The sequence below is a fragment of the Bradyrhizobium pachyrhizi genome (assembly GCF_029714545.1).
GTDB classification, from domain to species: Bacteria; Pseudomonadota; Alphaproteobacteria; order Rhizobiales; family Xanthobacteraceae; genus Bradyrhizobium; species Bradyrhizobium pachyrhizi.
In genome coordinates this window covers 3,474,951-3,501,178 of the sequence record NZ_CP121667.1, presented here as the reverse complement: position 1 = coordinate 3,501,178, position 26,228 = coordinate 3,474,951, and the positions used below count along the sequence as shown (strand labels likewise).

Below are 26,228 nucleotides of genomic sequence, written 5' to 3'. Positions count from 1 at the left end.
GCCTTTCGCCTTGCGCCGGACCATTCGAATAAGCCGTTACACGCGGCAGCCGCGGCTGCCTTCGCTCTGCGCGCCGCTAGGCGTCAGTTGCTGGCGGCCGGAGGCTTGTAGTCCGGAAAGCGGCTCAGGACGGCGGCCTTCATGAACTTGAAGTGCGCGATCTCGGTCGCCAATTCCTTCAGCCGGCGCTGGCCGTTGGAGATCTCGGCGTCAAACAGGTCCTGATGATAGTTGTCAAGCGCCTCGCGTTCCAGATATTCGTCGGTGCCGTTGCCGAGGGTCACCGCGGCGCGGGCCAGAACATCATCGACACGGCGGCCAAGACCGGATTGCTCGCTTTCGGCCGCCTGCAACGCGGCCTCGATCGCGGCCATGATCGATCCGATCCGGGCGCGATCGGTCTCGGCATCGCGCTCGGCCGAGCGTGCCTTGAAACCTTCCTCGCCGCGCCGCGATTTGATCAGGTCATGCGCGCGAGACCGCAAAAACAGCTGAAACATCTGTCAGTATCCGGTTCGGGCCCATTCAGGCAGCTCAGGTCGAAAATCGCCCGGTCTTAGTTAAAAAAGGGTGAATTGCCCTCGTGCCCGGCCCTCAGGTCGGCTTTCCACTTGATCCAGGCCTTGTCGTGCTTGTCATAGAGTTCGAGCCACCGTCCCTCACCGGCTGACGGCACCAAGCCCGTTCCCCTACCGTCCCCGTCCGCCAATACCGGCAGCGAGGAGTCCAGGTCCTCGAACTCCGACGTCTCCTCAAGCGTCAGTCCGACCAGCACGCGCCGGCCACTGACATCGACGACATACCGCCTTGGCGAATGCCCCCTGAGATCACTCATGACGTGAAAGTTCCCTTGCGATCCGCGGGGCCGGCGACGAGATCAGGCGCACGCTGGCACGCAACCAACCCGCCTGCCGCAACGGACACAGATATGATGACCGATTGCATGTTGCCAGCCAACCCCAACTCGCCGCACACCGTCGCGCTACCTCGATCGAACTACTCCGCTAGAACGCGCGACGCATGTGGCCAAACGCGCTGACCGGTTCCCGCCTCGACGATTTCGCGGCTGATGGCGCCACATACGGTGCATAGATCCGATATTGCGCGCGGCGCTTGTGCGACCTCCACGAGCGCGCAGCGAAACCGGAGAAGAAGCCTGCGACGAACACCGCCGCGAGAATGAGAGCAGGAGAAACCATCACAACCGTCCACGTTCGCCCCGATGTTATTAACATTCGAAGTTGTGACGACATCATGATTGGACGCGCCGAAAGATTGTTCAGCCGCTGGAATTTTTGTGCAATCGAACGACGCAACAATAATCAGGCGTCGACAATAATTGTTCTCGCGAGAGAACGTCTCAAGAGAACCACCAGAGCATGAATTTCAGGAACATCGAGCTGAGAAGATAAATCCACCCCGCCATAGCCAGCACCGTCAGTCCGACGAAGGCACCTGAAACGCTTTTCTCCTTGAGGCGCGCCAGCAATGAGTTTTTTTCTTCTTGCGAATAGAACATCTCAGGCTCAAGACGTATCTGATTCAAATCAGCTAGCAGTCAATTTCGATGATCTCGTGACGCGATGCCACAGCCATTCGCCTTGCGCACCACAGATCATCGCTGCAAAACGCCGCCAAGCCGCACGCCATCGCTCAGTGGAAATTCCGTTCGACACGATCAGGAATTCGACGTTGGCGATCGCGGCGGCCCGCGCGCCGGAGGCCGGCGCGATCGACCGAATGGATTCTTCCCGGCAGCAATCTGCCCGCTTCGCCCCGCCTCTCAGCTTAACAAACAAGTCCTCGCACGCGACCAACCAACGATAATCGCCTCACACGCGGAAAAAGGCGAACCAGACGATGCCGAGGATCAGGACGGCCAGCCCTGTCGAGGCCGTGAGCAGCGCGAGAACCGAAGGTCCAGGCTCGGCCTGGCGCGCCTCGGTCGGGGTTTCGACGATTTGGCCGTGTCGTTCCGTTGCCATGGCAACCTCTTTGCTTAAGTGCCTGTAATTCCGGCGTTTGCCGTGCCCCTTCGACAGCCAACGCGTGATCGGGAGCGATGTTCCGAGCGCGTTGACGGCTGGGCCGACGGCAGTCCCGCCCGCCGCGTCAAACGGGCGCAGCTCGAGGACACGGTTAACGCCGTTGCGAGATTCACCGGGCCGTGTTGTTTCAAACTGGGGTTCCCGGTGTTATCCTTGACCGGTCTGTCGGTTGCGTAATCGGAGTTTCCCTGGAGTTTCCCCCATGGCCCCTCGCGCCAATTGGAAGGGCTTTTTGCGCCTTTCGCTCGTGACTTGCCCGGTTGCCCTGTACCCGGCGACATCGGATACCGAAAAGGTCTCCTTCAACCAGATCAACCGCAAGACCGGCCACCGGATCAAATACGCCAAGGTCGACGCCGAGACCGGCGAGGAAGTCTCCAGCGAAGACATCATGAAGGGCTACAAGGTCGATACCGACACCTATGTCGAGGTCACCAAGGAAGAGCTCGACGACATCGCGCTGGATTCGACCCGCACCATCGAGATCGACGAATTCGTGCCGCGCAGCGAGATCGACAGCCGCTATCTGATCCGCCCCTACTATCTCGTTCCCGACGGCAAGGTCGGCCACGACGCCTTTGCGGTGATCCGTGAGACCATCCGCAGCCTGAACAAGGTCGCGATCGGCCGCGTGGTGCTGACCAACCGCGAACACATCATCGCGCTCGAGCCGCTCGACAACGGGCTGATGGGCACGCTGTTGCGCTACCCGTATGAGGTGCGCAGCGAGAAGGAGTATTTCGACGACATCCAGGACGTGAAGATCACCAAGGACATGCTCGATCTCGCCAAGCACATCGTCGAGCAGAAGTCCGCCGACTTCGATCCGGAGGAGTTCGAGGACCGCTACGAGCAGGCGCTGATCGACCTGATCAACCAGAAGCGCAACGGCATCAAGGTCGCCAAGCCCGCGGCGAAGACCAGCGGCAACGTCATCAACCTGATGGACGCGCTGAAGAAGAGCCTCGCCAACGAGAAGCAGGCCGCGCCCGCCAAGGCCGAGGCAAAGGCCGCGAAGGGCAAGAAGCCGAAGAAGCGCATCGAGGGCCAGCGCGAAATGCTGCTGCCGATCTCGGGCAGCGGCAAGCGCGAGCCCAAGGAGGCCGCCAAGCCCGAGCCGAAGAGGGCCGAGAAGACAACGCGCGCCCAGGGCACCGCGGCGCGGAAGAAGGCAGGCTAGCGCAGCGACCGCGACCGCAAGATGAGCCCGGTCCGCAGCGCCTGAGATGTCCTGGTCGAGATGCCCTGGTCGACGCCGTTTGACGAACCGATCGCGCTGCATCGCGGCGGCACACTGGTGACGCTGCAGCACGCTGCCGACTACATCATGAAGCTATCGGAAGACACTCAGCAGGAGACGCGCTGGCAGATCGCGGTCGAGCATCTGATCAATGCGGCGGAACAAGGTGCCGGCTGGTTGATGTTCGCGCGCATCGCGATGCTGCGCGCGTTGAATGGGGACGACTGAATCTGGAAAATGCCGAACTGCCGGCAGCGTTTACTTGAATGCCGAACTGACGGCATTGAATTGACCGCTTACACTGGTGCCGATGCCCCTGACGCCGGCGACGATCACGATGCTGATGCCACCGGCGATGATGGCGTATTCAATGGCCGTAGCCCCGACCTCATCACGCAGAAACCTTGCCATCAACGCGCGCATGAAAAGCTCCTGTCCGACGCTCGCGGCTTTTTCTCCCGCGCCGTAGTAATATGCCTGCCAAACTAGGCCGCATTGGTTGACGGCCCATTGAGGGAAAGGATGAACGATCGCTTAAAGGTTGCAGGGAATTTCCATGCTAGTTCTGCCTGCATCAGGGTGCCGCCGGGCGAGACACCGGGCCGGGACCGGAGCGCTTTCCGGCGAAGTGGACACCGGCTCGCGCGAAGAAAACGCGTCAAAACAAGAATCTAGAGCTCCGTTCTGATCCTGTCTGACCGGGAACAGCTCCAGTCGTAAACGCATATCAGAACTACCTGATACGGCCCCGGCCGCGCTTTACCGGTGCCGCGGAATCCTGTTCCTTTATCGGACAGGCGACAACGAGGCCGGAACGAACCGGCCGCATGCAAAGGGAGTGACCGTCATGAAGCTCGGCACCGCGATCGCGGAAATCATGAAGCGTGAGGGCATCGAGATCCTCACGGGCTACCCGGTCAACCACCTGATCGAATACGCCGCCAATGCCGACATCCGCCCGGTGATGGTGCGCCAGGAGCGCATCGGCGTGCACATGGCGGACGCGATTTCCCGCGTCACCTCGGGCGAGAAGATCGGCGCCTTCTGCATGCAGCATGGCCCGGGCGCCGAGAACGCGATGGGCGGCGTCGCGCAGTGCTATGGCGAATCCGTACCCGTCCTGGTGCTGCCGATGGGCTATGCCCGGCGGCTGGCGAATATCGACCCGAACTTCAATTCCAGCCAGGCGATGAAGGCGTTTTCAAAATCGTCGGAGCCGATCAACATCGCAGCCGAGGTCGGCAACATCTTTCGGCGGGCGTTTACAAAATTGAAGAACGGCCGCGGCGGGCCGGTCATCGTCGAAATCCCCGCCGACATGTGGAACGAGGAGGTGCCGGAGCCCTTGAACTACACGCCGGTGCTGCGCACCCGCACCGGCGCCGACCCCGTCCATGTGAAGGAAGCGGCCGCCCTGCTCGTTGGCGCCAAGCGTCCGGTGATCTATGCCGGCCAGGGCGTGCACTATGCAAAGGCCTGGCCGCAGCTGAAGCGCCTCGCCGAACGGCTCGCGATCCCGGTCACCACCAGCCTTGGCGGCAAGTCGTCCTTCCCCGAGACGCATCCGCTCTCGCTCGGCTCCGGCGGCCTCGCCGTGCCGCGCGCGGTGCCGAAATTTCTTTCCGAAGCCGACGTGATCTTCGGCATCGGCTGCTCCTTCACCGAGACGTCGTTCGGCATCGCGATGCCGAAGGGCAAGACCATCATCCATTCGACGCTCGATCCGAACCACATCAACAAGGATGTCGAGGCCAAGGTCGGCCTGGTCGGCGACGCCGGCCTGGTGCTCGACGCGCTGCTGGAGGAGATCGGCAAGACCGTGACCTCGGACCGCAACGCAAGCGCGGTCGCCGAGGAGATCGCCGCTTCCCACAAGGAGTGGCTCGCCAAGTGGATGCCGAAGCTGACGCACAACGACGCGCCGCTCAACCCCTACCGCGTGCTGTGGGACTTGCAGCACACCGTCGACATCCACAACACCATCATCACCCACGACGCCGGCAGCCCGCGCGACCAGCTCTCGCCGTTCTGGAAGTCGGTCGAGCCGCTGTCCTATATCGGCTGGGGCAAGACCACGCAGCTCGGCTATGGTCTCGGCCTCGCGATGGGTGCCAAGCTCGCCAAGCCGGACAAGCTCTGCATCAATGTCTGGGGCGACGCCGCGATCGGCTTTACGGGGATGGACTTCGAGACCGCGGTGCGCGAGCGGATTCCGATCATGTCGATCCTGCTCAACAATTTCTCGATGGCGATCGAACTGAAGGTGATGCCGATCTCGACCGAGAAATACCGCTCGACCGACATCTCCGGCGATTACGCCGCGATGGCCAGGGCCTTCGGCGGCTACGGCGAACGAGTGACCAAGCCCGAGGACATCATCCCCGCGATCAAGCGCGGCATCCAGAAGACCAAGGAAGGCGTGCCGGTGCTGCTGGAATTCATCACCAGCAAGGAGACCGAGGTGTCGCGGCCGGGGACGTGACGGCACCTCACACGCCCGCTCTGCCACTTGATTTGACCGCGCCAGCGCAGGCAAGCTCCCTCCGGTGCAACTTCGGAGGGAGAGATGGCGCGCATCCTGGTGCTGGGGGCCGGCTTTGCCGGGCTATGGGCCGCGCTCGGCGCAGCCCGCAAGCGCGACGAAATCGGTGCGCGGGCAGTGGACACCGAAATCCTGGTCGTCGATCGCAACGCCTATCACAACATCCGGGTGCGCAACTACGAGGTCGATCTCGGCGATGTCGCGCTGCCGCTCAAGGACCTGCTCGATCCGGTCGACGTCAGGCATAGGGTGGCCGAAGTCGCGGCGATCGATCCGGCGACGCGCGCGGTCACGATCAAGACCGGCGCGGGCGCGGAGGTTCTGAGCTACGACCGGCTGGTGCTGACCACCGGCAGCGAGTTGGTCCGCCCCGCCATCTCGGGCCTTGCCGCCCACGGCTTCGATGTCGACACGTATGAAGCAGCGATGCGGCTCGACGCGCATCTGGCGGTGCTCGGCAAACAACCGCCGTCAGAGGCGCGCGCGAGCGTCGCGATCATCGGTGCAGGGTTCACCGGGATCGAGGTCGCGGCCGAGATGCCGGCCAAGCTGGCGCACGCCGGCATTACCGGCGATCATCGGGTCATCCTGATCGATCCCAATCCCGTGGTCGGCGCGACCTTCGGCGCGCATGGCCGCCCGGTCATCAACGAGGCGCTGGCCACGCTCGGCGTCGAGATGCGGCTGAATGTCCGGGTCCGTGCCGTCGGCGCCGACAGCATCACGCTCGATAGCGGCGAGATCATTCCGACCAAAACCGTGGTCTGGTGCGCCGGCATGCGCGCCAGCCCCCTCGCCGCCTCGCTGCCGGCGAGGCGCGACGCGCTCGGCCGGATCAAAGTCGACCACACCATGCACGTCGAAGGCCTTGCGGACGTCTTCGCCGCCGGCGACGTCGCCGCCTGCCTGATCGACGGCGAGCACCCGACCGTGATGTCGTGTCAGTTCGCGCGGCCGATGGGCCGCTTCGCCGGCCACAATGTGGTCGCGGACCTGTTTGGCGAGAAGCTGCTGCCGCTCAATATCGACTGGTATGTGACGGTGCTCGATCTCGGCGCCTGGGGCGCGCTCTACACCACCGGCTGGGATCGCGAGGTGCACACCACAGGTGCCGCCGCAAAGCTCACGAAGCAGACCATCAACCAGCAGCGCATCTATCCGCCGCGCAACGGCGACCGCGCCGCGCTGCTCGCGGCGGCCGCACCGACGATCCAGACGGCGCCGCCGACGAAGTCATAAGAGAAGCCACGCCGTCATTGCGAGGAGCTCGCGACAAAATTGCAAAGCAATTTTGCGCTGAAGCGACGAAGCAATCCATCCATCCCGAGTGGTATGATGGATTGCTTCGCGGAGCCTGTCATCCGGCGGCGCTTCGCGCCTACCGGGTGGCTCGCAATGACGGCGAGTACGTCTGCTACTGCGACAGCTTCACGAAGTTCGGAAACTTCATCTGGCCCTCGGCGATCGCCTTCGGCCAGACCGTGATCTGCTTGCCGCCCTGCCACTGGAACACGAGGCCGGTCACCGCGCCCGGACCGGACTTGATGCCGTGGGTGAACTCGTCGTTCTTGCCGTAGAACTGGATCTTGCCGATCGTGCCCTCGAAGTCGGTCTTCTCGAGCTCGGTCACCATCTTGTCCGGATCGGTCGAGCCGGCGCGCTGGATCGCCTCGGCGATGATGTAGACCTCGTCATAGGCGGTGTAGCCGGTATAGGCCGGCGGCGTGCCGAACTTGGCCTTGAACGCCGCCGCGAACGGCTTGGTCTTCGGCGTGACGGCAACATCGGGCGTTGCCACCGCGAGCGAGGGCACGCCCTCGGCCGCGCCATTGGTGTCGCCCCAGAAGGTCGGGCTCAGCGCCTGCGCGCTGATGCCGAACATCGGGATCGGTACCTGCTGGTTCTTCCACTGCACGGTCGGCTGCACGCCGACATGGGAGATGCCGGTGACGATCACGTCGGGCTTGGCGGCTTCCATCTTGTTGAAGATCGGCGTGAAGTCGGTGGTGTCGGGCGAGAAGCGAATGTGCTCGACCACCTTCAGGCCTGCTTTCGGCAGGCAGGCCTCGTAGCCGACATCGAGCGGCTTGGTCCAGGCCGCGTCCTCGCTCATGATCGCGACCGACTTGAACTTGAGCTGGTCGACCAACAGCTCCTTGGCCGCGTCGCAGACCAGCTGCGCCTGCGCGGCCGAGGTCAGGTAGCCGTGGAAGGTGTACTTGTTCTTCTCATAGTCGTTGTGGATCGCCTTGGTGATCTCGTTCGAAGCGGCGCCGGGCGTGATCAGCGGCATCTTCAGCCGCGCAGCCCACGGCTCGAGCGCCAGCACGACCTCGCTGATATAGCTCGCGATCACGGCCGAAACCTTGTCCTCGCTCACCGCGCGCTGGAAGGCGCGCACTGAATCGGCCGACGAGCTCTTGTTGTCGTAGGTGACGATCTCGATCTTGCGGCCCATTACGCCGCCCTTGGCGTTGATCTCGTCGGCTGCAATCTGCGCGCCGCCCGGCGTCGCCGCACCCGCGATCGACTGCACTTCGGCAATGATGCCGATCTTGATCGGGTCCTTGGACTGCGCATAGGCCGGCGCCGCGAGGCAGAGCGCGAGCGCCGAGGCCAACAGGCTGACGCGGGTCGCGGTTGAATATGCTGTCATCATGATCTCCCTTGCTTTGCTTTCTTGTTGTTAATGATCGAACGTCACAGAAAGTCCTTGCCGGCCTCCGCGGCGAACCGGCCCGGATCGCCTTCCCAGACGATCCGCGCGTGCTCCAGCACATAGACGCGGTCGGCATGCGGGAGCGCAAACGTCACGTTCTGCTCGCCGAGCAGCACCGTGATCTTGGTGGTCTGGCGCAGCTTCTCCAGCGCCTTCGACAGCAGCTCGAGGATAACCGGCGCAAGCCCCAGCGTCGGCTCGTCCAGGATCAGGATCTGCGGCTGCATCATCAGCGCGCGGCCGATCGCCAGCATCTGCTGCTCGCCGCCGGACAGCGTCTGCGCCATCTGGCCCTGGCGCTCCTTCAGGATCGGGAACAGCTCGAACAGCCAGGCGAGCTGCTTGGCCCTCGCCGCGTCGTCGAGATGCTGGCCGCCGAGGTCGAGATTCTCCCGCACCGTCATCTCGCCGAACAATTCGCGCGATTCCGGACATTGCACGAGGCCGGAGCGGGCGATCTTCGCCGGTCCCGTGCCGCGCAGTGGCTGCCCGCCGCGCAGGATCTCGCCGGTATACGGCAGGAAACCCGAGATGGTGTTGAACAGTGTGGTCTTGCCGGCACCGTTGAGGCCGACGACGGAGACGAACTCGCCCTCATGGACGTGGATCGAGACGTTCTCCAGCGCCTGCGCCTTGCCGTAATGCACGCTGACATTCTCGACCTGCAGCAGCGGCACCTTGTCCTTGAACGAGGTCTCGGGCCGCGCATGGGTCTCGATCGCGCCGCCGAGATAGACCCGCCGCACGGTCTCGTTCTTCATCACGTCCTCGGCGCGGCCGGTCGTGATCTCCTCGCCGAGATACATCGCGAGCACGCGGTCGACCAGCGCCGCGACGCTCTTGACGTTGTGGTCGACCAGCATCACCGCGCGGCCCTCGTCGCGGAAGCTGCGGATCAATGCGGAGAAGGTGCCGACCTCGGCGCTGGTGAGACCGGCGAAGGGCTCGTCGACCAGCACGACCTTGGGGTCGCGCGCGATCGCCTTCGCCAACTCCAGCCGGCGCAGGTCGGCGAACGGCAGCGTCGGCGGACGGCGGTCCATCACTGCCCCCAACCCGACGCGCTCGGCGATCCACTTGGCGCGCTCGGTCAGCGCCTTGTCGGGAAACAGCATGAACAGGCTGTCGGGCAACAGCGCGACCATGATGTTCTCCAGCACGGTCTGCCGATTCAGCGGCCGCGAGTGCTGGAACACCATGCCAAAACCCTTGCGCGCGATCTTGTGCGCAGGCAGCCCGGCGACGTTCTCGCCTTCGAACAGCACCTCGCCCGCGGTCGGGCGCTCGATGCCCATCACGCTCTTCATCGCGGTCGACTTGCCCGAGCCGTTCGGCCCGATCAGGCCGAGGATCTCGCCGGGATGCAGATCGAACGACAGGTTCTTCACCGCGGTCAACCCGCCGAATCGCTTGGTGAGCCCGCGGACGGTGAGCGTTGCTGTGGTCACAGTCTGATCCATTTAAGAGCGCGCCTCGCGTGACAGGGCCGCTCCGAGGAAACCGCCGGGGAAGAACAGGACGACGAGCAGCGCCACCGCCGAGACGATGAAGGTCGCAAGCTCGCCGGTCGGGCGCAGGAATTCGCCGGCGACGATCAGGAAGATCGCGCCCAGCGCGGCCCCCAGCACCGTGCGCCGGCCGCCGAGCACGGCGGAAACGATCACGTTCACGCCGACCGCGACGTCGACCACTGTGCCGACCGAGGCGGTGCCGAAGTAGAACACGAGCAGCGCGCCCGACAATCCCGAGAAGAAGGCGCTGACGATGAAGGCTGCGAGCTTGTGCTTGACGATGTTAAAGCCGAGCGCGCCGGCCTGCACTGGGTCCTGCCCGCTGGCCTGCAGCACGAGACCGACAGGCGATTGCGACAGGCCATAGAGGATGGCCGCGCTCACGGTCATGAAGCCGAGCGCGATCCAGTAATTGGCACCGGCATTGATGGTGATGACGTCGGGGATGGTGAGCCCGATCTCGCCGCCGGTGAGATCGGCGAACACCACGACGAAGTTCTGCAGCATCAAGACCGCCACCAGCGTGGTCAGGCCGAAATACGGCCCCCTCACCCGCAGCGCCGGCAGCGCCAGCACGAAGCCTGCGACGACCGAGGCCAGCGCGCCGAGCAGGATGCAGAGATAGACCGACCAGCCGAACTGATTGTTGAGGATCCCGGCGGTGTAGGCGCCGGTGCCGATCAGGAAGGTCGGGCCGAAATTGACCTCGCCGGCGAAGCCGAACAAGAGGTCCCAGGCCATCGCGAACACGCCGAAATAGAACGCGACGGTCAGCAGCCCGAGGATGTAGCCCGAGACGTAGAACGGCAGCGTCGCGGCGATCACCACGCAGACCAGCGAAATGAAGAACAGGCGCGAGGAAAAGAAGCTGGCCATCTCAGCGCCTCCCGAGCAGGCCTTGAGGCCGGATATACATCACGAGCACCAGAAGCAGCAGCGCCGGAATGGTGCGATAGGCCGGCGAGATCATGTAGGCCGTGATGGTCTCGAGATAGCCGACGACGAAGGCTGCGATCAGCGAGCCCGACACGCTGCCGAGGCCGCCGAGCACGACGATCGAGAACGCGCTCGCGGTCAGCGGCCCGACGCTGTAGGAGCTGACGCCGAGGAACATGCCGAGCAGCACGCCGGCGATGCCGGCGAGAATCCCGTAGATGCCCCACACCACGATGTAGATCTGGGTGAGCTCGAGCCCGAGCAGCGTGACGCCGCGCGGGTTCATCGAGGCCGCCAGCACCGCCTTGCCGGTCCTGGTGCGGTTCACCAGCAGCCACAGCAGGCCGATCACGAGGCAGCAGACCAGCGCGGTGAAGATATTGTTGCGCGGCGTGCGGTTGCCGAAAATATCGACGACGCCCTCGACGATCGGCAACACCGTCTTGGCGTTGTTGGTGAAGAAATAGGCGATCAGCTCCTGGATCATGATGCCCCACAGCAACGTGCCGGTGAGGACGAAGATTTCCTTCTCCTCGTTGGGGATCCGCCTCGAATTCTGGATCGGCTTGACGACCGCGAAATAGGTCGCGAACGACACGATCAGCGCGACGCCGACACCGAACAGCGCGCCGGTGTAGATGTCGAGGTGCAGCACGCTGGCCGCGGCCCAGGCCGCGACCGCTGCGGCCACCATGATGGCACCGTGGGAGAGGTTGAGGACGCCGGAGACACCGAAGATCAGGGTGAAACCGGTGGCGCCGAGCGCATAGAGCGCGCTGATGGCAAAGCCATCGATCAGGATTTGTAGGGCAAGCATCTCAGATTGGCCGCGGCAGCAAGGCTGCCTGTTGTGGAGGACGCGGAACTGAATAGGGATGCTCCCGGGAACAGCCCGGGAGCATTGCCATCAGCTAGTTGGTGGTGAGCTTGATGAAGCTCGGGAACTTGAGGTCGCTCTTGGCGACCTCCTTCGGCCAGACCGCGACCTGCTTGCCGCCCTGCCACTGCAGCATCAGTCCGGTGATCAGGCCCTTGCCGTACTTGATCGAATGGGTGAACGGATCGTCCTTGCCGTAGAACTGGACACGTCCGATGGTGCCTTCCCAGTCGGTCTTCTCCAGCGCATCGACCATCTTGTCGGCCTCGACCGAGCCGGCGCGCTTCACCGCATCCGCGATGTAGTAGACCTCGTCATAGGCGGTGTAGCCCGCATAGGACGGATAGTTGCCGTAGCGCTTCTTGAAGCCCTCCGCGAACGGCACCGACTTCGGCGTCACCGCGACGTTCGGGCCGGACACGCCCTGATACAGCACGCCTTCCGCCGCGTCGTTGGTGTCCTTGCCGAAGGTCTCGTTGGTCGCCTGCGAGGAAATGCCGAACATCGGGATCGGCACCTGCTGGTTCTTCCACTGCACCGTCGGCTGCACGCCGACATGCGAGATGCCGGTGATGATCACGTCAGGCTTGGAGCCTTCGACCTTGTTGAAGATCGGCGTGAAGTCGGTGGTGTCGGGCGAGAAACGGATATGGTCGACGACCTTGAGCCCGATTTTCGGCAGGCACTCCTCGTAGCCGACATCGAGCGGCTTGGTCCACGCGGCATCCTCGCTCATGATGACCGCGGTCTTCATGTGCTTCTGATCGACGAGGAGCTCCTTGGCGGCGTCGCAGACCGACAACGCCAGCGCAGCCGAGGTCAGGTAGCCGTGGAAGGTGTACTTGTTCTTCTCGTAATCGGCGTGGACGCTCTTGCTGATCTCGTTGGAGGCGGCGCCGGGCGTGACGAACGGTGTCTTCAGGCGCGAAGCCCAGGGCTCGAGCGCCAGCACCACTTCGCTGATATAGCTCGAAATGACGACATTGACCTTGTCCTCGTTGACGGCGCGCTGGAACGCACGCACCGAATCCGCCGAGGACGAGTGGTTGTCGTAGCTGACGATCTCGATCTTGCGGCCGTCGATGCCGCCCTTGCCGTTGATCTCGTCGGCGGCCAGCTGCGCCGCCTGCGGGATCGATGCACCGGCAATCGCCTGCGCTTCGGCGATCACGCCGATCTTGAGGGTGTCGGCAGCCAGCGCTCCGCTGGGCGCCGCAGCCAACAGGCCCAACACGGCCGCTCCTGCAAGTTTCTGCATCGCATGCACGGGGAGTCGCGATGTTCTTGTCACCCTGTTTCTCTCCTCTTGTTCTTCGGCTGCTTCGAGCTCTTGGGGCGCGACTATAGCCGCGACAAAATGCGCAGCAAGTGAAACTGCGTGCAGATCGCCATGCATGGACGGCGACTAAAGTAGTGGGTCGGCGCGGTGCGGCTGAATAAATTTGAGGCAGAGGGGGAATAAAAGGTCGTGGGGCGCCGATCTCTCAGATCGTCGTTCCCCGCTGCGCAAATTACGCAGGGTGAGCGAAGCGGAGAGAGCTGAACGAAAAGCAAGGCTCGGGCAATTCATCGCGAGAACGCGGATTGTTGCCCGCTGGCCGTGCGACAAGCTCAGTGTCGTCCCTGCGAAAGCAGGGACCCACAACCACGGTTGCTGATTGTTACGCGATTTGGAACGACGAGTGCCATTCACAACATCCGCCGCGGCGTATGGGTCCCGGCTTTCGCCGGGACGACATTGGTGAATGAGGCGAGCGCCCCTACTCCGCCATCTCCGCCGGCGGGTGGGCGGCGGGACCGGCGAGCGGGCGCTCTTCCATCGTGATCATGCAGATCGAGGCGGTGGTCAGCAGCACGGCGGCGGCGCCGAACACGTAGCGGAACGCATGGATCATGTCGGCCATCGGGATCGCGCTGACGGTGCTGGCGGAGCCGGCATGATGCTCGCCGGCGAGCGAGATGTCGGTCCCGAGCGTCATCAGCAGGATGGTGGTGAAGGCGGCGACCGTGAAGGAGGCCATCATCGCGCGGAAGAAGTTCATCGCGCCGGTCACGGTGCCGACCTGCGGCCGCGCCACCGCGTTCTGCAACGACACCACGCTGATCGGGAATGTGGTGCCGAGCCCGAGCGCGAACACGCTCATCAACAGCAACAATCCCCACAGCGGCAGCGTCGTCACCGCCATGCCGACGGCGCAGATCGCCGCCACCGAGGTGCCGACGATCGCGACGCGCTTGTAGTGCTTGGCCTTCGCCATGGTCCGGCCGGCGATCGCCGCACCGAAGGTCGAGATCGCCGCGAGCGGGATCAGCGCGAGGCCGGCCTCGCTGGCGGTGAGGTGATAGACCACCTCGTAATAGAGCGGCAGGTGGACGGTGAGGCCGACCATGGCGCCGAGCGCACAGCCGCCCGCCCCCATCGCAAACGGCACCACCGAGCCGCCGAGCAGCGACAGCGGCAGGAACGGCTCGTCGGCGCGGCGCGCGTGCCAGACGAAGGCGCCGGCGAGCGCGATCGAGGCGCCCACCATCGCGGTGATGGTCGGCGACAGCCAGGACAGACGGGTACCGCCCCAGGTCAGCACCAGCATCAACACCACGGCCGAGGCCATCAGCAGGATGCCGCCGAGCCAGTCGACCTTGCGCTTGCGGTGGAACACCGGGATCTTGCCCATCTTCGGCAGCAGCAGCGCCAGCGCCGCCGCCGCGAGCGGCAAATTGATCCAGAAAATCATCGACCAGTGCAGATGCTCGGCGAACACGCCGCCGACCACCGGGCCGAGGATGCCGCCGGCCATCCAGACGCTGGAGAAATATGCCTGATAGCGGCCGCGCTCGCGCGGGCTCACCACGTCGGAGATCACGGTCTGGACCACCGGCATGATGCCGCCGCCGCCGAGCCCCTGCAGGCCGCGGGCAACGATCAGCATGGTCATGCTGGGCGCGATCGCGCACAGCACCGAGCCGACCACGAACAGGCTGAGCGAGGTGATGATCATGACCCGGCGGCCATAGATGTCGCTCAGCGTGCCGAACACCGGCGCCACCGCGGTGGAGGCCAAGAGATAGGCCGTGATCACCCAGGACAGGTTGGTGACGTCGTGAAACTGGCGCCCGATCGTCGGCAGCGCGGTCGCGACGATGGTCTGGTCGAGCGCGGCCAGGAACATCGTCAGCATCAGGCTGATGACGATGGTGCGGACTTCGTCCGGATTGAGCGGGGCCGGCGGCGCCAGCGGCGGCGCTTCGCTGAGTTCGATCACCTCGCTCGGAAGGCGGGACAGCTCTTCGGCAATGTCGTCGGGCAATGTCGCTTGGTCGGCAGGAATCCGGCTCTGCCGTTCATACTTGTTCATTTGAGGCGTAATGCTGCTGCGGGCGCGTCCCGCGATGGAATCATTCTCTGCTTCGCAACTTATGCAGCAATTGAATGCTGAGGCAGGCACCCCAGCGCATGGGTGCATCCCGCCGCGATGTTCTCGCGGTGACGTGATCGCGGACGCGGCGACGACGTCACGCTTTGGTCGTCTTGCCCAGCATTTTTGGCCGCTTCTTCAATTGTGCCCGTTTCGGCAGCAACGCCGGCCATCGCACGATATGATCCTCGAGATCGGCGTCGTTGACGTCGAGCTCGGTGCCTTCCACCCGCCCGCGCACCGAGACCCCGGCTTCATGGACGGTGTTGGGATCGCCCGAGATCAGCGGGTGCCACCAATAAAGGTCCCGCCCCTCGGCCACCAGCCGGTAGCCGCAGCTCGGCGGCAGCCAGTTCAACGTCCGGACGTTTTCGGGCGTCAGGCGGACGCAATCCGGAACCTGGTCGGAACGGTTCGGGTAGTCCTTGCAGGTGCAAAGGCCGGCATCGAGCAGCTTGCAGGAGATATGGGTGAAATAGATCTTGCCGGTGTCCTCGTCCTCGAGCTTCTCCAGGCAGCACCGTGCGCAGCCGTCACACAGGCTCTCCCATTCGGCGTTGGACATCTCTTCCAACGTCTTGGTTTTCCAGAAGAATCCCTCCTGGTCCGACGGGCGCTTGGGCGGTGCGGTCATGATATCCCTGGAATGGCGGTGCAACTCTTCTTGGGATGCCGGCAACGCTTGCGCAAGGGGGTGGTATTGCGGAGTCGAAAAAGCCGGTGGGCAGCGTTAGGGCTCCCATTAAATTCACAAGCCGCGCCATTGGTTTATGGCAGCCGCTCGGATAGAACAACGAACGAGTCCCCATCGACGCAAAAGCGCCTTGGGATTGCCGCAACATCGAAGCAAGACGCTGCCCTGTGCCCGGTTTGGGCGCCCGCAGCGCTGTCGAACTGATCAAGGGTCCGGTCCTTTCAGATCATGCCGTCGCATTGGAAACAGAGGGTCCGGAACTTCTTCCTGGACCTCGATGCGCGTATCGACTCGACGCTGTTCTCGTCGGGCAAGGGCCTGCGCGAGCTCTATGAGCGCTATTCCACCTTCATGGACCGCTTCTATGTTGGCCGCTGGAAGCGCTGGGTGTTCATCGAGCCGCTGTCGGAGGCCGCGACCCTCGGGCTCGGCGGCATGATCCTGATGCTGACGCTCGCGATCCCCGCCTTCCGCGAGACCGCCGACGAGGATTGGTTGAAGAAGTCCGACCTCGCCGTGACCTTCCTCGACCGTTACGGCAACCCGATCGGCAGCCGCGGCATCAAGCATAATGACTCGATCCCGCTGGAAGATTTTCCGGACAATCTGATCAAGGCGACGCTCGCGACCGAGGACCGCCGCTTCTACGACCATTTCGGCATCGACGTGCCGGGCCTCGCCCGCGCGCTGGTCACCAACGCGCAGGCCGGCGGCGTCCGCCAGGGCGGTTCGTCGATCACCCAGCAGCTCGCCAAGAACCTGTTCCTGAACAACGAGCGCACCATCGAGCGCAAGGTGAAGGAAGCCTTCCTCGCGATCTGGCTGGAGACGCGGCTCACCAAGAACGAGATCCTGAAGCTCTATCTCGACCGCGCCTATATGGGCGGCGGCACCTTCGGCGTCGACGGCGCGGCGCACTTCTACTTCAACAAGTCGGTGCGCGACGTGAACCTCGCGGAGGCCGCGATGCTCGCCGGCCTGTTCAAGGCGCCGACCAAATACGCCCCGCACATCAACCTGCCCGCGGCCCGCGCCCGCGCCAATGTCGTGCTCGACAACCTCGTCGATGCCGGCTTCATGACCGAGGGCCAGGTGTTCGGCGCCCGTCGCAATCCCGCGGTCGCGGTCGACCGGCGCGACGAGAACTCGCCGAACTACTATCTCGACTACGCCTTCGACGAGATGCGCAAGCTGGTCGACACCTTCCCGAAATCCTACACCGAGCGCGTCTTCGTGGTCCGCACCGCGATCGACATGAACGTGCAGAAGGCAGCCGAGGAAGCGATCGAGAACCAGCTGCGCCAGTTCGGGCGCGACTATCACGCGACGCAGGCCGCGACCGTGGTGTCCGATCTCGACGGCGGCATCCGCGCCATGGTCGGCGGCCGCGACTATGGTGCAAGCCAGTTCAACCGCGCCACCGATGCCTATCGCCAGCCGGGCTCGTCGTTCAAACCCTATGTCTACACCACGGCGCTGCTGAACGGCTTCACGCCGAACTCGAAGATCGTGGACGGCCCGGTCTGCATCGGCAACTGGTGCCCGCAGAACTATGGCCACTCCTATTCGGGTCAGGTCACGCTGACGCAGGCGATCACCCGCTCGATCAACGTGGTGCCGGTCAAGCTCTCGATCATGATGGGCGGCAAGGAAGGACCGAAGGCGGGCCGCGCCAAGATCGTCGAGGTCGCGCGCCGCTTCGGCCTCAAGGCGCCGCTGCCCGATACGCCGTCGCTGCCGATCGGCTCCGACGAAGTCACGGTGCTGGAGCATGCCGTCGCCTATGCGACCTTCCCGAACCGCGGCAAGGCGGTGACGCCGCATTCCGTGCTCGAGGTGCGCACCGGCGCCGGCGACCTGGTCTGGCGCTGGGACCGCGACGGTCCGAAGCCGCGGCAGGCGATTCCGCCGAACATCGCCGCCGACATGGCCGGCATGATGAGCCACGTGGTCAGCGAAGGCACCGCGCGCCGCGCGGCGCTCGACGGCATTCCGACCGCGGGCAAGACCGGCACCACCAACGCCTATCGCGACGCCTGGTTCGTCGGCTACACAGGTAACTTCACCTGCGCGGTCTGGTACGGCAATGACGACTATTCGCCGACCAACCGCATGACCGGCGGCTCGTTGCCGGCGCAAACCTGGCACGACATCATGGTCGCGGCGCATCAGGGCGTGGAGGTCAAGGAGCTCGTCGGCGTCGGCATGGGCCAGAAGCTGCCGCCGCAGCCGGCGCAGGCCAATGCCCAGGCCAACGCGGCGCCGCGCGTATTGGAAACCAAGCCGGGCCCGCCGCCGGTCTTGACCAAGCGCGGCGCGGATATCCTGGTGCGGGTCGAGAAGCTGCTCGATGACGCCGCCAGGACCGCCGGCAAGACCACGCTGAACGAGCCCTCGAAGACCGGCAAGGCCGAGTCCTCGAGCGCGCTGGCGTTCCCCGAAAACTACGTTGCCGCGGCCGGGCCGGACGGCGCGACACCGGCAGCGCCACGCAAGAACTGACGTGCGGCTCCTCCTCACCACCTTGCTGGCACTCGTCATCGCCACGGCCGTCGGCCTCGGCCTGACCTACGCGACGGCGACGCGCGGCACCGATCTCGGCACGCTGAAGATCGGCGCCTGGACCGCGCGGCCGAAGAGCGGCACCTCCGACGTCGATCCCTATTCGCGCGCCACCATCGCGCGCAGCGGCGAGCTGCCGATCGGCACCGGTGACGGCATCGCGTTCTCGGCGACATCAGACGACAAGAACAAGCCGCTCGACGGCCGCTGCGACATCGTGGTCAGCGGCGTGACGCCGGCGGCGCGGTTCTGGACGCTGACGCTTTTCGACCGCAAGGGGCACCTGGTCGCCAACACGTTGCAGCGCTACGGCTTCACCAGCCAGGAGATCATGCGCGCCTCCGACGGCACGTTCGAGATCCACATCGCCTCGCGCTCGCGCGCCGGCAACTGGCTGCCGACCGGCGGCATCGAGCGCTACGCGCTGATGCTGCGCCTCTACGACACACCGGTCGGGGTCGCGACCCGCACCCAGCGCGACGCGCCGATGCCCTCGATCACGACGACGGGCTGCCCATGATTCGCGTGCTGCTCACCATCCTCGCAGGCGTGCTGCTCGGCGGCGTGGTGCATCTCGTCAGCGTGCTGGCGCTGCCGCGCATCGCCTCGCAGGACGCCTATTCGCGGCTGACGCCGATGACCAAGCTCAACGAGGTGACGCAGCTGCCGCTGGCCGACCCGAGCCATTCGCCGATGCCGCTGATGGATCCGGCCTTCGCGGTCGCGATCTGCCGCTACGATCTCTCGACCGGTCCACTCAAGCTCACCGTGCCGGTCAGCCAGGCCTATACGTCGGTGTCGTTCTATACCCGCAACGAGGTCGCCTATTACGCAATCAACGACCGCTCCGCCGGCAAGAAGGTGATCGAACTCGACCTGATGACGGAGGCGCAGCACAACGAGCTGCCGGAAGACGAGGAAATCACCGCCGCCGACCGGCTGATCATCGACTCGCCGACCTCAACCGGCCTGATCCTGCTGAAGGCGCTGGCGCCGGAGCCCGGCCTGATGCCGCAGGCGCAGGCCTCGCTCGCCGCCTCCTCCTGCAAGGTGCAGACCGAGCCGGTCGCGGCCAAGCAGGAGGCGCCGCCGCCGCTGCCTGTGCCGGCCTCGCCGCCCGCCGCCCGCAAGCGCTAGTTGGTTGCGAGCGCGTGCCGGCCGCAGCGGCAGGTCTCGTAGTCGACGGGATCGTGGCTGTTGACGATCATCACATCGGCGCCATGCGCCGCCTTCAATTGCCGCAGCCGCTCCTGGTTCTGGATGCGCGTCGCGCGATCCATGTCCGCCCGGCGCTGGAACATGCCGAGCACCAGCGGGATCCGCGGCCTGGCATCGAGCTGCGCGTGGTGGAAATAAGCGTCGCCGGCGTGCAGCAGCCACCTGTCCTTGTCGCGCACCGCGATCCCGCAATGGCCGAGTGTGTGGCCCGGCAACGGGATCATCAGGATGTCAGGCTCGCGGTCGCCGAGCGCGCGCACGCCCTTGAAGCCGAACCAGTCCTCGCCGTCGGCACCATAGAACGTCCAGTCCGGCCCGTGCTGCCACTGCGCCGTGATGTAGCGCCCTATCGGCGGCGCGACCTGATGCGTCACTGCCATGTCGTACTCCTTGCGATGGACGTGCACCTTGGCCATCGGAAAGTCCGGTACGCCGCCGGCGTGATCGCGATCGAGATGCGTCAGCAGCACATGGCGCACATCGTCTGGCGAGAAGCCGAGCGCCTTGACCTGCCGCACCGCCGTTTCGGCCGGATCGAGCCGCGGCGTCGTCTGCCGCACCCATTTGCGTCCGAGCCGCGGCGGGTCGCCGATGTCGTCGAGCCCGATGCCGGTGTCGACCAGCACGAGGCCATCATTGCTCTCGACCAGCAGGCAATGACAGACCATCCGCGCGCGCTGGAAGATGCTGCCGCTGCCGTTCACGAGCCGCTTTCCGATCGGGCACATCGTGCCGGTGTTGAGATGGTGGATGCGCATGACAGGTCCTCCGCTGTAACGGGCGCAGACTTGCCACTCGCGTTTCCATAGGTAAAATATTGTCTTTCTATCCATGTGATAGGATACACCTATGGATATCCGCGAACTCCGCTACTTCGCCGCGGTCTACCGCGAGCGCAATCTGACCGCCGCAGCAAAGCGCTGCTTCATCTCGCAGCCGTCGATTTCGGCGGCGATCACCAATCTCGAGGCCGAGCTCGGCACCACGCTGTTCATCCGGCACAAGAAAGGCATGGCCCCGACCGCCTCAGCCGCGCAGTTTCACGGCATCGCCCGCAGGATCATCGACGAGGCGGACGCGGCGCGAAATCTCTTCCGCAAGCCGGCGACGCGGCAGGCGCTGACGCTCGGCCTGTTGCGGACGCTCGATCAGGCCCGGACCATCGCACTGCTGAAGCCGCTGACCGCTAACACCGATCTTGCGCTCCGGCTGGTCGGCGCCAGCGAGAAGGCCGACGCGCGGATCGTCGCCAAGACCATGGTCGGCGCCGGCGAGCACTTCATCCCGCTGTGGAGCGAGCGCTATGTCGCGGCACTGCCGCCCTCGCATCCCCTGACGCTGAAGGAGACGCTACGGACCACCGACTTCGCAGGCGTTCCGATGATTGATCGCTGCCATTGCGAGCAGCAGGAATTCTTCAAGCGAGCCTCTCCGCCGCGCAAGCCGGTGGCGATCGCGGAATCCGAGGAATGGGCGATGGCGCTGGTCGCAGCCGGGGTCGGCGTCGCGATCGTCCCCGAGGGCGTGGCACGCGGCAATCCTGATGTCGCGATGCGCGCGATCGATATCGACGTGACGCGCCAGGTCGGCCTCGCCTACCCCTCGGCCCACCCGCCTTCCGATGCGCTGAAGGAATTCATTGCGAGCCTGCCGCGGCAAGCCAACAGTCGCCGGGCCAAATCGACAGCGAAGAAGGCGAAGCGCGCCTAGCGTCCCGAATCCGAAGTTCGCATCATTTGCCGCACCTTCGGAGCGAACTTCGGATTCGATAAGGACACTAAAGCGCGATGAGATTAGGTTGAATCGTCATCGCGCCTTAGCTCTTTGTTTGAGCATGATCTTTTCGGAAAACCGCTTCGCACTTTTCCGGATCATGCTTTAGCAAACTTATGATTCTAGTGTGCTTTATGAATGCGAAGTTCGTGAAAGTGGCTGCCGCGAAATCGCAGGAACTTCGCATTCAGCACACTAGCCCTTCGTCACCACGGCCTGGCCCGTGACCGGCGCGGAGATGAGCGGCGCATTGGCCGTGAGCCGGGCGAGTTCGTTGATCTGGCGTTCGGCATCGGCAGCCATGCCGTCGGGCGCCTGGATCACCAGCCGCTCCAGCGCCCAGCGATAGGACGAGATCCGCCGCTCCAGCGCTTGCTGGACCCATTGCACGATCAGCGTGTTCTCTTCCATCCGCGCCACCGCGTCAGCCCGCTCGCGCGGCGACACGTCGGCGATCATGTGGAGGCTGGCATTGCGCTTGCGATCGAGCTCGATCACCTGGATCGCGGTGGCGAAGAACGGCTCGAAGCGGGTGATGTCGTCGCGCACCTCGTCGATCAGCAGCGAATAGCGCGAGGCGAACGAGCGATGCGGCTCGTCGATCAGATTGCGGCCATAGGCGGTGCGATCGAACACGACCCTCTGCCGCCACGGCGAAGGCAGCGGCTGGTAGTCGCCGAATACGCTTTTCCACGCCGGACGCGACAGCGGCGGCTCGATGAACTGATAGGCGAGGTCGCGCAGCTGACGTTCGTGTTCGGTGAGCTGGAATTGCGAGGCGCTCTTGCCGATGCTGCCGGTCGCCTCGGCACCGATCCAGCGATGCATGTCGTCATTGCGGAAATCGGCGCGGGTGCGGCCGAAATCGCCGCCGCTGCAGCCGGCGAGCGCCGAGCCCGCCAGCAGCAGGATCAGCGCCGGGAGTGACCGCCGCGCGACGGTCCGCTGCACAAGCTCCGGCATTGCCCGATGTCCGCGATCAGGAGCGGCGTCGGCGACGGCGGCCCTGCGCAGTGCCCTGCTCCGGTCCGCGACCACCGCCGGTCTCCTCCGTCGTTCGCTCGATCCGGACGACGGGAAGGATCAGTACGGTCCCCGTGCCTTCGCCGGCAGCACCGGCCATGCTCGGCCGCCGTGCAGCCGCATCCGCCGGAAACTCAACGATGGTGCCCATGTTCCGTTCTCTCTGGCCCCGCACGGACATGATTTGCCCCGCGCACGCCGAGTTAAGAACGCGCATGGTTAATGACATCTTAAGCCGCCGGCACGGACGGTTACGGATATGGCGCTGTGCCTTAATAGACACGCGCAAATTCGAGCATTCACCTTCACGGCTTGTTTTCCTTAACTGCCTCTTAAAACAGCCTGCGTAGGCTCGCTGCCACAAGGTTTTCAAACCGAAGTTCACTGGCAAGTCGCGTACGCCCGAGATGAGCGCAGCTCCGCTATTTCCTGGTTTCGATGGGCTGATGACGCTCTCCCGTCGCGAGGGCGTCGACATCCGCCCGACGCTGCTGCGCGTCCTGACCGACCTCTATGTGCAGGCGAGCGCCCACTCCGCCGATGAAGAGCGCCAGTTCGTCGAGCTGACGACGCGCCTGATCGACGAAGTCGACGACGCGACGCGTGCCGCCGTCCGCGCGCGGCTTGCGATCTATCCGGCCACGCCCGCACGGATCATGGACAAGCTCGGGCTGCGCCGCGTCGGTCCCGACCAGCCGATGCCGGCGGCCGCGGCAATTCCCGCGCCGGCACCGTCCGCGCTGCCGGCCAAGATCCCGACCGAAGCCGAGCTGCGGATGGCAGCGAGCCTTGCCATGCGGCCGAACGATGCCGCCGAAATCTCCGACATGTTCTTTGCCGCGAGCACGAAGGAGCGCGCGCAGATCCTGCACAATCTGCAGGAGACGCCGCTGAAGGCCGCGGCGCGAATTCCGGCGGCGCGCGCCGCGCGCGCGATCCATATCCTGGAGATGGCAGCGTTTGCCGAGGACCTCGATAACTTCACGCTCGAACTCGGCGAGGCGCTGATCCTGCCGTCGCGGATCGCCGCGGACGTCGTCAACGATCCCGGCGGCGAGCCGCTCGCCTGCGCGATGCGGGCGCTCGACGTGTCGAGCGCCGCGTTCCAGCGGATCCTGATGTTCCTCAATCCGGAAGCCGGCTCCTCGGTCAACTATGTCTATCGGCTGTCGCGGCTCTACGATCGCCTGAGCGAGCGCTCGGCGCTGGTGATGCTGGCGGCGTGGCGCGGCTCGACCATGGCGGTGGCCCGCGCCAAGTATCGCTCGTCGCTCTATGACGATGAGCGCCATCGCGTGCGCGCGGCATCCTCGCAGACGCGCCCCGCGTTGCAGCCCGGCAGCGCGCCCGCCATTCGCAATCAGAAGTCCGGAAGCTAGTTTTTCGCCAGATCGAGGAAGTGCCGCCCGGCGCGGTCTTCCGTTTCGACGATCCAGGCGTCGGGATCGAAGCGGAGCTCCTTGGTCAAGCGCTCCTCGACAGACGGCTCGGATACCGCCTGTGGTGCGGTCGGCACGAACAGCCGCTCGACCGGACGGCTGTCGTCATAGACCGTCTGCGGCGCGGGCGCATAGAGCATCGCGTTGCCGTCCATCAGCGCCACCTTGACGAATACGGCACCGGCTTCCTCGGCGCCCTTCTTGCGGACTGCGCCGAACACGCCCTCGGTCTGGCAGCGGCGCAGATACGCCGCGACCCAAATGCTGGTTTTCAATCGCATGCGCCGACCTATAGGCCAGCGGCGCGATCACGTCCAATTGTCACAGATGTCGTCACGCCGCGGCGGGTTGACCGAACCAATCGTCACCCATATCCTTGCATCCGCGGTGCAAGCCGCGCCCGGGTCCACGGGAAGGGTTGAACCCACTTGCACCAATTGAGCGGCCAACCAAGCCTTTGTGCAGCCGGTTTTGTGGACCATCGGCGATGATGCACGGAGGTTTCCATGGACCGATCGCCCGCGCGATTGAATCTCGAACATCTGAAGAAGCAGGCCAAGGAGCTCATCCGCCTTTATCGGCGGCAGGCGCCGGAGGCCTACGCGCGTTTCCGGCATGCGCTTCCGGCGGCGGCCGGACGCAGCGACGCTCAAATCGCCGCGCTTGATCTGCGGCTGCACGATGCGCAGTCCTGCGTGGCGCGCGATCTCGGCTTCGCCTCCTGGCCGGACCTGCGGCGCTATGTCGACGCACAATTGCCGCCCGGTAAAAGCAAGGCCGATCGCGTGCGGCGATGGCTGCAGCTGGTCTATGCCGCGGACGTCGCCGGCACCACTGACCGCGCCAATCCGCGCGTTGCGGCGCGGATGCTCACCGAGGATTCCAGTCTTGTCGCCGACGATCCCTATCTCGCCTGCGCCATCGGCGACGCAAAAATCGTTCGGCGTACCGCAATGAGTGATCCGACATGGGTCAACCGTCCCGGCGGTCCCCTCAAACTGCCGCCGCTGGTCGCAGTGACGCATTCCAGCCTGTTGCAGATCGCGGAATTTCAGGCGCGGCTGCATCGTTGCACGCGGCTGCTGCTGCAGGCCGGCGCCGATCCCGACCAGCGCATCAGCAGCCGCTGGCCGCCCGGAACGCTCGACGCGCCCGATGACAGCAATCCGCTGTCGGCATTGTATGGCGCCGCCGGCCGCAACCACGATCTCGAGCTGACAAGACTGTTGCTCGAGGCGGGCGCCAATCCGAACGACAATGAATCGCTCTACCACTCGCTCGAAGGCTCGGTAACGACAGGGCTGCTGCTCGAGCATGGCGCGCGGATCGCCGGCACCAACGCCATGTACAAGGTGCTCGATGACGAGAACGTGGCGGCGCTCGAACTGCTGCTGCGGCACGGCGGCGATCCGAACGAACCCGCCCGCAACGCGCCGCTGACCGATTGCGGCTCGCCGCTGATGTGGGCGATCCGCCGCCGGCGGTCGCGGACGTGCGTCGCGACACTGCTCGACGCCGGCGCAGACCCGCACATCGCGACACCAGGCGGGCTCAGCGCTTACAGATACGCACTGCAATTCGGACTGACCGAGGTCGCCGAGCTGCTGCGCGAGCGGACCGGCGATGAGACGCTTGCCGATGATGAGCGGTTCGTCGCGGCATGCAGCAGCGGGGACGAGAGCGAGGCGCGGCGAATCCAGGCCGGTCGGCCCGATCTTCCAGGTTCACTTTCACCGCAGCAATTGCGGTTGCTCCCGGAGCTCGCCGCGGCAGGCGGCGATGATGCGGTGCGGCTGATGGTCGAGCTCGGCTGGCCGATCACGGTGCGCGGCGGCGATTGGGATGCGTCGGCGCTCAATCATGCGGTGTTCCGCGGCAACGCCTCGCTGACCCGCTTCCTGCTCGAGCACGGCGCAGAATGGACCGAGCAGCACGGCTTCGGCGATAACGCGGCCGGAAGCCTGTCGTGGGCCTCCTGCAACGAGCCGGTCAACGACGGCGACTGGATGGGCTGCGCGCAGGCCCTGCTCGATCACGGCATGCCGCGCGCTATTCCGGATCGCGACGATCCGGAATGGGTGCTGGTGGCCGGCCGCAGGAAGCTGTTCTCCGACGAGGTCAGGGACGTTCTGCTGGGCGACGCGTCCTGACCCGTCAGGGCCGAGCTTGTCCCGGCCATCCTGGCTTCAACAAGCCTCGAAGACGTGGATGCCCGGGACAAGCCCGGGCA

Annotated in this window: 26 protein-coding genes; 10 read left to right on the top strand and 16 right to left on the bottom strand. The window is 64.9% G+C overall.

What is annotated here, in order from left to right:
- Positions 1–83 precede the first annotated feature (83 nt).
- From QA639_RS16040 to QA639_RS16025, 4 genes are all read right to left on the bottom strand, one after another.
- On the bottom strand, positions 84–500 hold the full coding sequence (locus QA639_RS16040; protein WP_028331614.1) for a hypothetical protein: 417 nt from the start codon (positions 498–500) through the stop codon (positions 84–86).
- A 56-nt stretch (positions 501–556) separates the two neighbouring features.
- Entirely contained in the window at positions 557–835 is a 279-nt protein-coding gene (locus tag QA639_RS16035) for a hypothetical protein (RefSeq protein WP_028331615.1), read from the bottom strand.
- 525 nt (positions 836–1,360) lie between these two features.
- Positions 1,361–1,519 carry a hypothetical protein gene (locus QA639_RS16030; protein WP_167350445.1) on the bottom strand — a complete coding sequence of 53 codons (159 nt, stop codon included), beginning with the start codon at positions 1,517–1,519 and terminating at the stop codon, positions 1,361–1,363.
- A gap of 313 nt (positions 1,520–1,832) precedes the next feature.
- On the bottom strand, positions 1,833–1,985 hold the full coding sequence (locus tag QA639_RS16025; RefSeq protein ID WP_016841798.1) for a hypothetical protein: 153 nt from the start codon (positions 1,983–1,985) through the stop codon (positions 1,833–1,835).
- A 265-nt stretch (positions 1,986–2,250) separates the two neighbouring features.
- Between QA639_RS16025 and ku the strand changes: the two genes are divergently transcribed.
- Together ku and QA639_RS16015 are read left to right on the top strand one after the other, a co-directional pair.
- Positions 2,251–3,228, top strand: coding sequence for a non-homologous end joining protein Ku (ku, locus tag QA639_RS16020; protein WP_283090204.1), 978 nt, complete (start codon positions 2,251–2,253; stop codon positions 3,226–3,228).
- Positions 3,229–3,288: 60 nt separating this feature from the next.
- The gene (locus QA639_RS16015; protein ID WP_016841800.1) at positions 3,289–3,516 is read left to right on the top strand and encodes a hypothetical protein; all 228 of its coding nucleotides are present in this window, start codon (positions 3,289–3,291) and stop codon (positions 3,514–3,516) included.
- A gap of 30 nt (positions 3,517–3,546) precedes the next feature.
- Here the strand turns inward: QA639_RS16015 and QA639_RS16010 are convergent, their stop codons facing one another.
- Positions 3,547–3,711 carry a Flp family type IVb pilin gene (locus tag QA639_RS16010; RefSeq protein WP_016841801.1) on the bottom strand — a complete coding sequence of 55 codons (165 nt, stop codon included), beginning with the start codon at positions 3,709–3,711 and terminating at the stop codon, positions 3,547–3,549.
- Positions 3,712–4,135: 424 nt separating this feature from the next.
- Here QA639_RS16010 and QA639_RS16005 point away from each other — a divergent pair, with 424 nt between their 5' ends.
- A complete protein-coding gene (locus QA639_RS16005; RefSeq protein ID WP_157347387.1) occupies positions 4,136–5,770 on the top strand; it encodes a thiamine pyrophosphate-requiring protein in 1,635 nt (544 codons plus the stop codon).
- An 84-nt stretch (positions 5,771–5,854) separates the two neighbouring features.
- The gene (locus QA639_RS16000; protein WP_157347389.1) at positions 5,855–7,069 is read left to right on the top strand and encodes an NAD(P)/FAD-dependent oxidoreductase; all 1,215 of its coding nucleotides are present in this window, start codon (positions 5,855–5,857) and stop codon (positions 7,067–7,069) included.
- A 175-nt stretch (positions 7,070–7,244) separates the two neighbouring features.
- On the opposite strand, the gene QA639_RS15995 is transcribed toward QA639_RS16000, so the two are convergent.
- The 7 genes from QA639_RS15995 to QA639_RS15965 all read right to left on the bottom strand — a co-directional run bounded on the left by QA639_RS15995 (position 7,245) and on the right by QA639_RS15965 (position 15,923).
- Positions 7,245–8,489, bottom strand: coding sequence for an ABC transporter substrate-binding protein (locus QA639_RS15995; RefSeq protein WP_028331620.1), 1,245 nt, complete (start codon positions 8,487–8,489; stop codon positions 7,245–7,247).
- 41 nt (positions 8,490–8,530) lie between these two features.
- The gene (locus QA639_RS15990; RefSeq protein WP_028331621.1) at positions 8,531–10,009 is read right to left on the bottom strand and encodes an ATP-binding cassette domain-containing protein; all 1,479 of its coding nucleotides are present in this window, start codon (positions 10,007–10,009) and stop codon (positions 8,531–8,533) included.
- Entirely contained in the window at positions 10,010–10,936 is a 927-nt protein-coding gene (locus tag QA639_RS15985; protein WP_028331622.1) for a branched-chain amino acid ABC transporter permease, read from the bottom strand.
- Position 10,937: 1 nt separating this feature from the next.
- Positions 10,938–11,813, bottom strand: coding sequence for a branched-chain amino acid ABC transporter permease (locus tag QA639_RS15980; RefSeq protein ID WP_283090203.1), 876 nt, complete (start codon positions 11,811–11,813; stop codon positions 10,938–10,940).
- A 94-nt stretch (positions 11,814–11,907) separates the two neighbouring features.
- Positions 11,908–13,131, bottom strand: a complete 1,224-nt coding sequence (locus QA639_RS15975; RefSeq protein ID WP_157347391.1) for an ABC transporter substrate-binding protein — start codon at positions 13,129–13,131, stop codon at positions 11,908–11,910.
- 502 nt (positions 13,132–13,633) lie between these two features.
- Positions 13,634–15,229 carry an MDR family MFS transporter gene (locus tag QA639_RS15970; protein ID WP_283090202.1) on the bottom strand — a complete coding sequence of 532 codons (1,596 nt, stop codon included), beginning with the start codon at positions 15,227–15,229 and terminating at the stop codon, positions 13,634–13,636.
- 157 nt (positions 15,230–15,386) lie between these two features.
- Positions 15,387–15,923: a YcgN family cysteine cluster protein gene (locus QA639_RS15965; protein ID WP_028331625.1), complete on the bottom strand. Its 537-nt coding sequence runs from the start codon at positions 15,921–15,923 to the stop codon at positions 15,387–15,389.
- Positions 15,924–16,211: 288 nt separating this feature from the next.
- Here QA639_RS15965 and QA639_RS15960 point away from each other — a divergent pair, with 288 nt between their 5' ends.
- The 3 genes from QA639_RS15960 to QA639_RS15950 are packed head-to-tail and all read left to right on the top strand — an operon-like array spanning position 16,212 to position 19,682.
- A complete protein-coding gene (locus QA639_RS15960) occupies positions 16,212–18,485 on the top strand; it encodes a transglycosylase domain-containing protein (RefSeq protein ID WP_283090201.1) in 2,274 nt (757 codons plus the stop codon).
- A gap of 1 nt (position 18,486) precedes the next feature.
- Positions 18,487–19,065 carry a DUF1214 domain-containing protein gene (locus QA639_RS15955; protein WP_028331627.1) on the top strand — a complete coding sequence of 193 codons (579 nt, stop codon included), beginning with the start codon at positions 18,487–18,489 and terminating at the stop codon, positions 19,063–19,065.
- The gene (locus QA639_RS15950; RefSeq protein ID WP_283090200.1) at positions 19,062–19,682 is read left to right on the top strand and encodes a DUF1254 domain-containing protein; all 621 of its coding nucleotides are present in this window, start codon (positions 19,062–19,064) and stop codon (positions 19,680–19,682) included. The genes QA639_RS15955 and QA639_RS15950 overlap by 4 nt, the downstream gene beginning before the upstream one ends.
- On the opposite strand, the gene QA639_RS15945 is transcribed toward QA639_RS15950, so the two are convergent.
- Positions 19,679–20,521: an MBL fold metallo-hydrolase gene (locus tag QA639_RS15945; protein WP_283090199.1), complete on the bottom strand. Its 843-nt coding sequence runs from the start codon at positions 20,519–20,521 to the stop codon at positions 19,679–19,681. The genes QA639_RS15950 and QA639_RS15945 overlap by 4 nt on opposite strands.
- A gap of 91 nt (positions 20,522–20,612) precedes the next feature.
- Here QA639_RS15945 and QA639_RS15940 point away from each other — a divergent pair, with 91 nt between their 5' ends.
- Positions 20,613–21,473, top strand: a complete 861-nt coding sequence (locus QA639_RS15940) for a LysR family transcriptional regulator (protein ID WP_050387089.1) — start codon at positions 20,613–20,615, stop codon at positions 21,471–21,473.
- A 258-nt stretch (positions 21,474–21,731) separates the two neighbouring features.
- Here QA639_RS15940 and QA639_RS15935 read toward each other — a convergent pair whose 3' ends face one another.
- Positions 21,732–22,499 carry a hypothetical protein gene (locus QA639_RS15935; protein ID WP_283090198.1) on the bottom strand — a complete coding sequence of 256 codons (768 nt, stop codon included), beginning with the start codon at positions 22,497–22,499 and terminating at the stop codon, positions 21,732–21,734.
- A 16-nt stretch (positions 22,500–22,515) separates the two neighbouring features.
- The gene (locus tag QA639_RS15930) at positions 22,516–22,710 is read right to left on the bottom strand and encodes a hypothetical protein (protein WP_028331632.1); all 195 of its coding nucleotides are present in this window, start codon (positions 22,708–22,710) and stop codon (positions 22,516–22,518) included.
- Positions 22,711–23,005: 295 nt separating this feature from the next.
- Here QA639_RS15930 and QA639_RS15925 point away from each other — a divergent pair, with 295 nt between their 5' ends.
- Entirely contained in the window at positions 23,006–23,938 is a 933-nt protein-coding gene (locus QA639_RS15925; protein ID WP_283090197.1) for a DUF2336 domain-containing protein, read from the top strand.
- On the opposite strand, the gene QA639_RS15920 is transcribed toward QA639_RS15925, so the two are convergent.
- Positions 23,935–24,279 carry a DUF1491 family protein gene (locus QA639_RS15920; protein WP_028331634.1) on the bottom strand — a complete coding sequence of 115 codons (345 nt, stop codon included), beginning with the start codon at positions 24,277–24,279 and terminating at the stop codon, positions 23,935–23,937. The two genes, QA639_RS15925 and QA639_RS15920, sit on opposite strands and share 4 nt — an antisense overlap.
- 225 nt (positions 24,280–24,504) lie before the next feature.
- Between QA639_RS15920 and QA639_RS15915 the strand changes: the two genes are divergently transcribed.
- Positions 24,505–26,148, top strand: coding sequence for an ankyrin repeat domain-containing protein (locus tag QA639_RS15915; RefSeq protein WP_283090196.1), 1,644 nt, complete (start codon positions 24,505–24,507; stop codon positions 26,146–26,148).
- Positions 26,149–26,228 lie beyond the last annotated feature (80 nt).

Coding starts and splice junctions, on each gene's coding strand:
- QA639_RS16040 (WP_028331614.1), bottom strand. CDS start 500: ATGTTTCAGCTGTTTTTGCGGTCTCGCGCGCATGACCTGATCAAATCG.
- QA639_RS16035 (WP_028331615.1), bottom strand. CDS start 835: ATGAGTGATCTCAGGGGGCATTCGCCAAGGCGGTATGTCGTCGATGTC.
- QA639_RS16030 (WP_167350445.1), bottom strand. CDS start 1,519: ATGTTCTATTCGCAAGAAGAAAAAAACTCATTGCTGGCGCGCCTCAAG.
- QA639_RS16025 (WP_016841798.1), bottom strand. CDS start 1,985: ATGGCAACGGAACGACACGGCCAAATCGTCGAAACCCCGACCGAGGCG.
- ku (WP_283090204.1), top strand. CDS start 2,251: ATGGCCCCTCGCGCCAATTGGAAGGGCTTTTTGCGCCTTTCGCTCGTG.
- QA639_RS16015 (WP_016841800.1), top strand. CDS start 3,289: ATGCCCTGGTCGACGCCGTTTGACGAACCGATCGCGCTGCATCGCGGC.
- QA639_RS16010 (WP_016841801.1), bottom strand. CDS start 3,711: ATGCGCGCGTTGATGGCAAGGTTTCTGCGTGATGAGGTCGGGGCTACG.
- QA639_RS16005 (WP_157347387.1), top strand. CDS start 4,136: ATGAAGCTCGGCACCGCGATCGCGGAAATCATGAAGCGTGAGGGCATC.
- QA639_RS16000 (WP_157347389.1), top strand. CDS start 5,855: ATGGCGCGCATCCTGGTGCTGGGGGCCGGCTTTGCCGGGCTATGGGCC.
- QA639_RS15995 (WP_028331620.1), bottom strand. CDS start 8,489: ATGATGACAGCATATTCAACCGCGACCCGCGTCAGCCTGTTGGCCTCG.
- QA639_RS15990 (WP_028331621.1), bottom strand. CDS start 10,009: ATGGATCAGACTGTGACCACAGCAACGCTCACCGTCCGCGGGCTCACC.
- QA639_RS15985 (WP_028331622.1), bottom strand. CDS start 10,936: ATGGCCAGCTTCTTTTCCTCGCGCCTGTTCTTCATTTCGCTGGTCTGC.
- QA639_RS15980 (WP_283090203.1), bottom strand. CDS start 11,813: ATGCTTGCCCTACAAATCCTGATCGATGGCTTTGCCATCAGCGCGCTC.
- QA639_RS15975 (WP_157347391.1), bottom strand. CDS start 13,131: ATGCAGAAACTTGCAGGAGCGGCCGTGTTGGGCCTGTTGGCTGCGGCG.
- QA639_RS15970 (WP_283090202.1), bottom strand. CDS start 15,229: ATGAACAAGTATGAACGGCAGAGCCGGATTCCTGCCGACCAAGCGACA.
- QA639_RS15965 (WP_028331625.1), bottom strand. CDS start 15,923: ATGACCGCACCGCCCAAGCGCCCGTCGGACCAGGAGGGATTCTTCTGG.
- QA639_RS15960 (WP_283090201.1), top strand. CDS start 16,212: ATGCCGTCGCATTGGAAACAGAGGGTCCGGAACTTCTTCCTGGACCTC.
- QA639_RS15950 (WP_283090200.1), top strand. CDS start 19,062: ATGATTCGCGTGCTGCTCACCATCCTCGCAGGCGTGCTGCTCGGCGGC.
- QA639_RS15945 (WP_283090199.1), bottom strand. CDS start 20,521: ATGCGCATCCACCATCTCAACACCGGCACGATGTGCCCGATCGGAAAG.
- QA639_RS15940 (WP_050387089.1), top strand. CDS start 20,613: ATGGATATCCGCGAACTCCGCTACTTCGCCGCGGTCTACCGCGAGCGC.
- QA639_RS15935 (WP_283090198.1), bottom strand. CDS start 22,499: ATGCCGGAGCTTGTGCAGCGGACCGTCGCGCGGCGGTCACTCCCGGCG.
- QA639_RS15930 (WP_028331632.1), bottom strand. CDS start 22,710: ATGGGCACCATCGTTGAGTTTCCGGCGGATGCGGCTGCACGGCGGCCG.
- QA639_RS15925 (WP_283090197.1), top strand. CDS start 23,006: ATGACGCTCTCCCGTCGCGAGGGCGTCGACATCCGCCCGACGCTGCTG.
- QA639_RS15920 (WP_028331634.1), bottom strand. CDS start 24,279: ATGCGATTGAAAACCAGCATTTGGGTCGCGGCGTATCTGCGCCGCTGC.
- QA639_RS15915 (WP_283090196.1), top strand. CDS start 24,505: ATGGACCGATCGCCCGCGCGATTGAATCTCGAACATCTGAAGAAGCAG.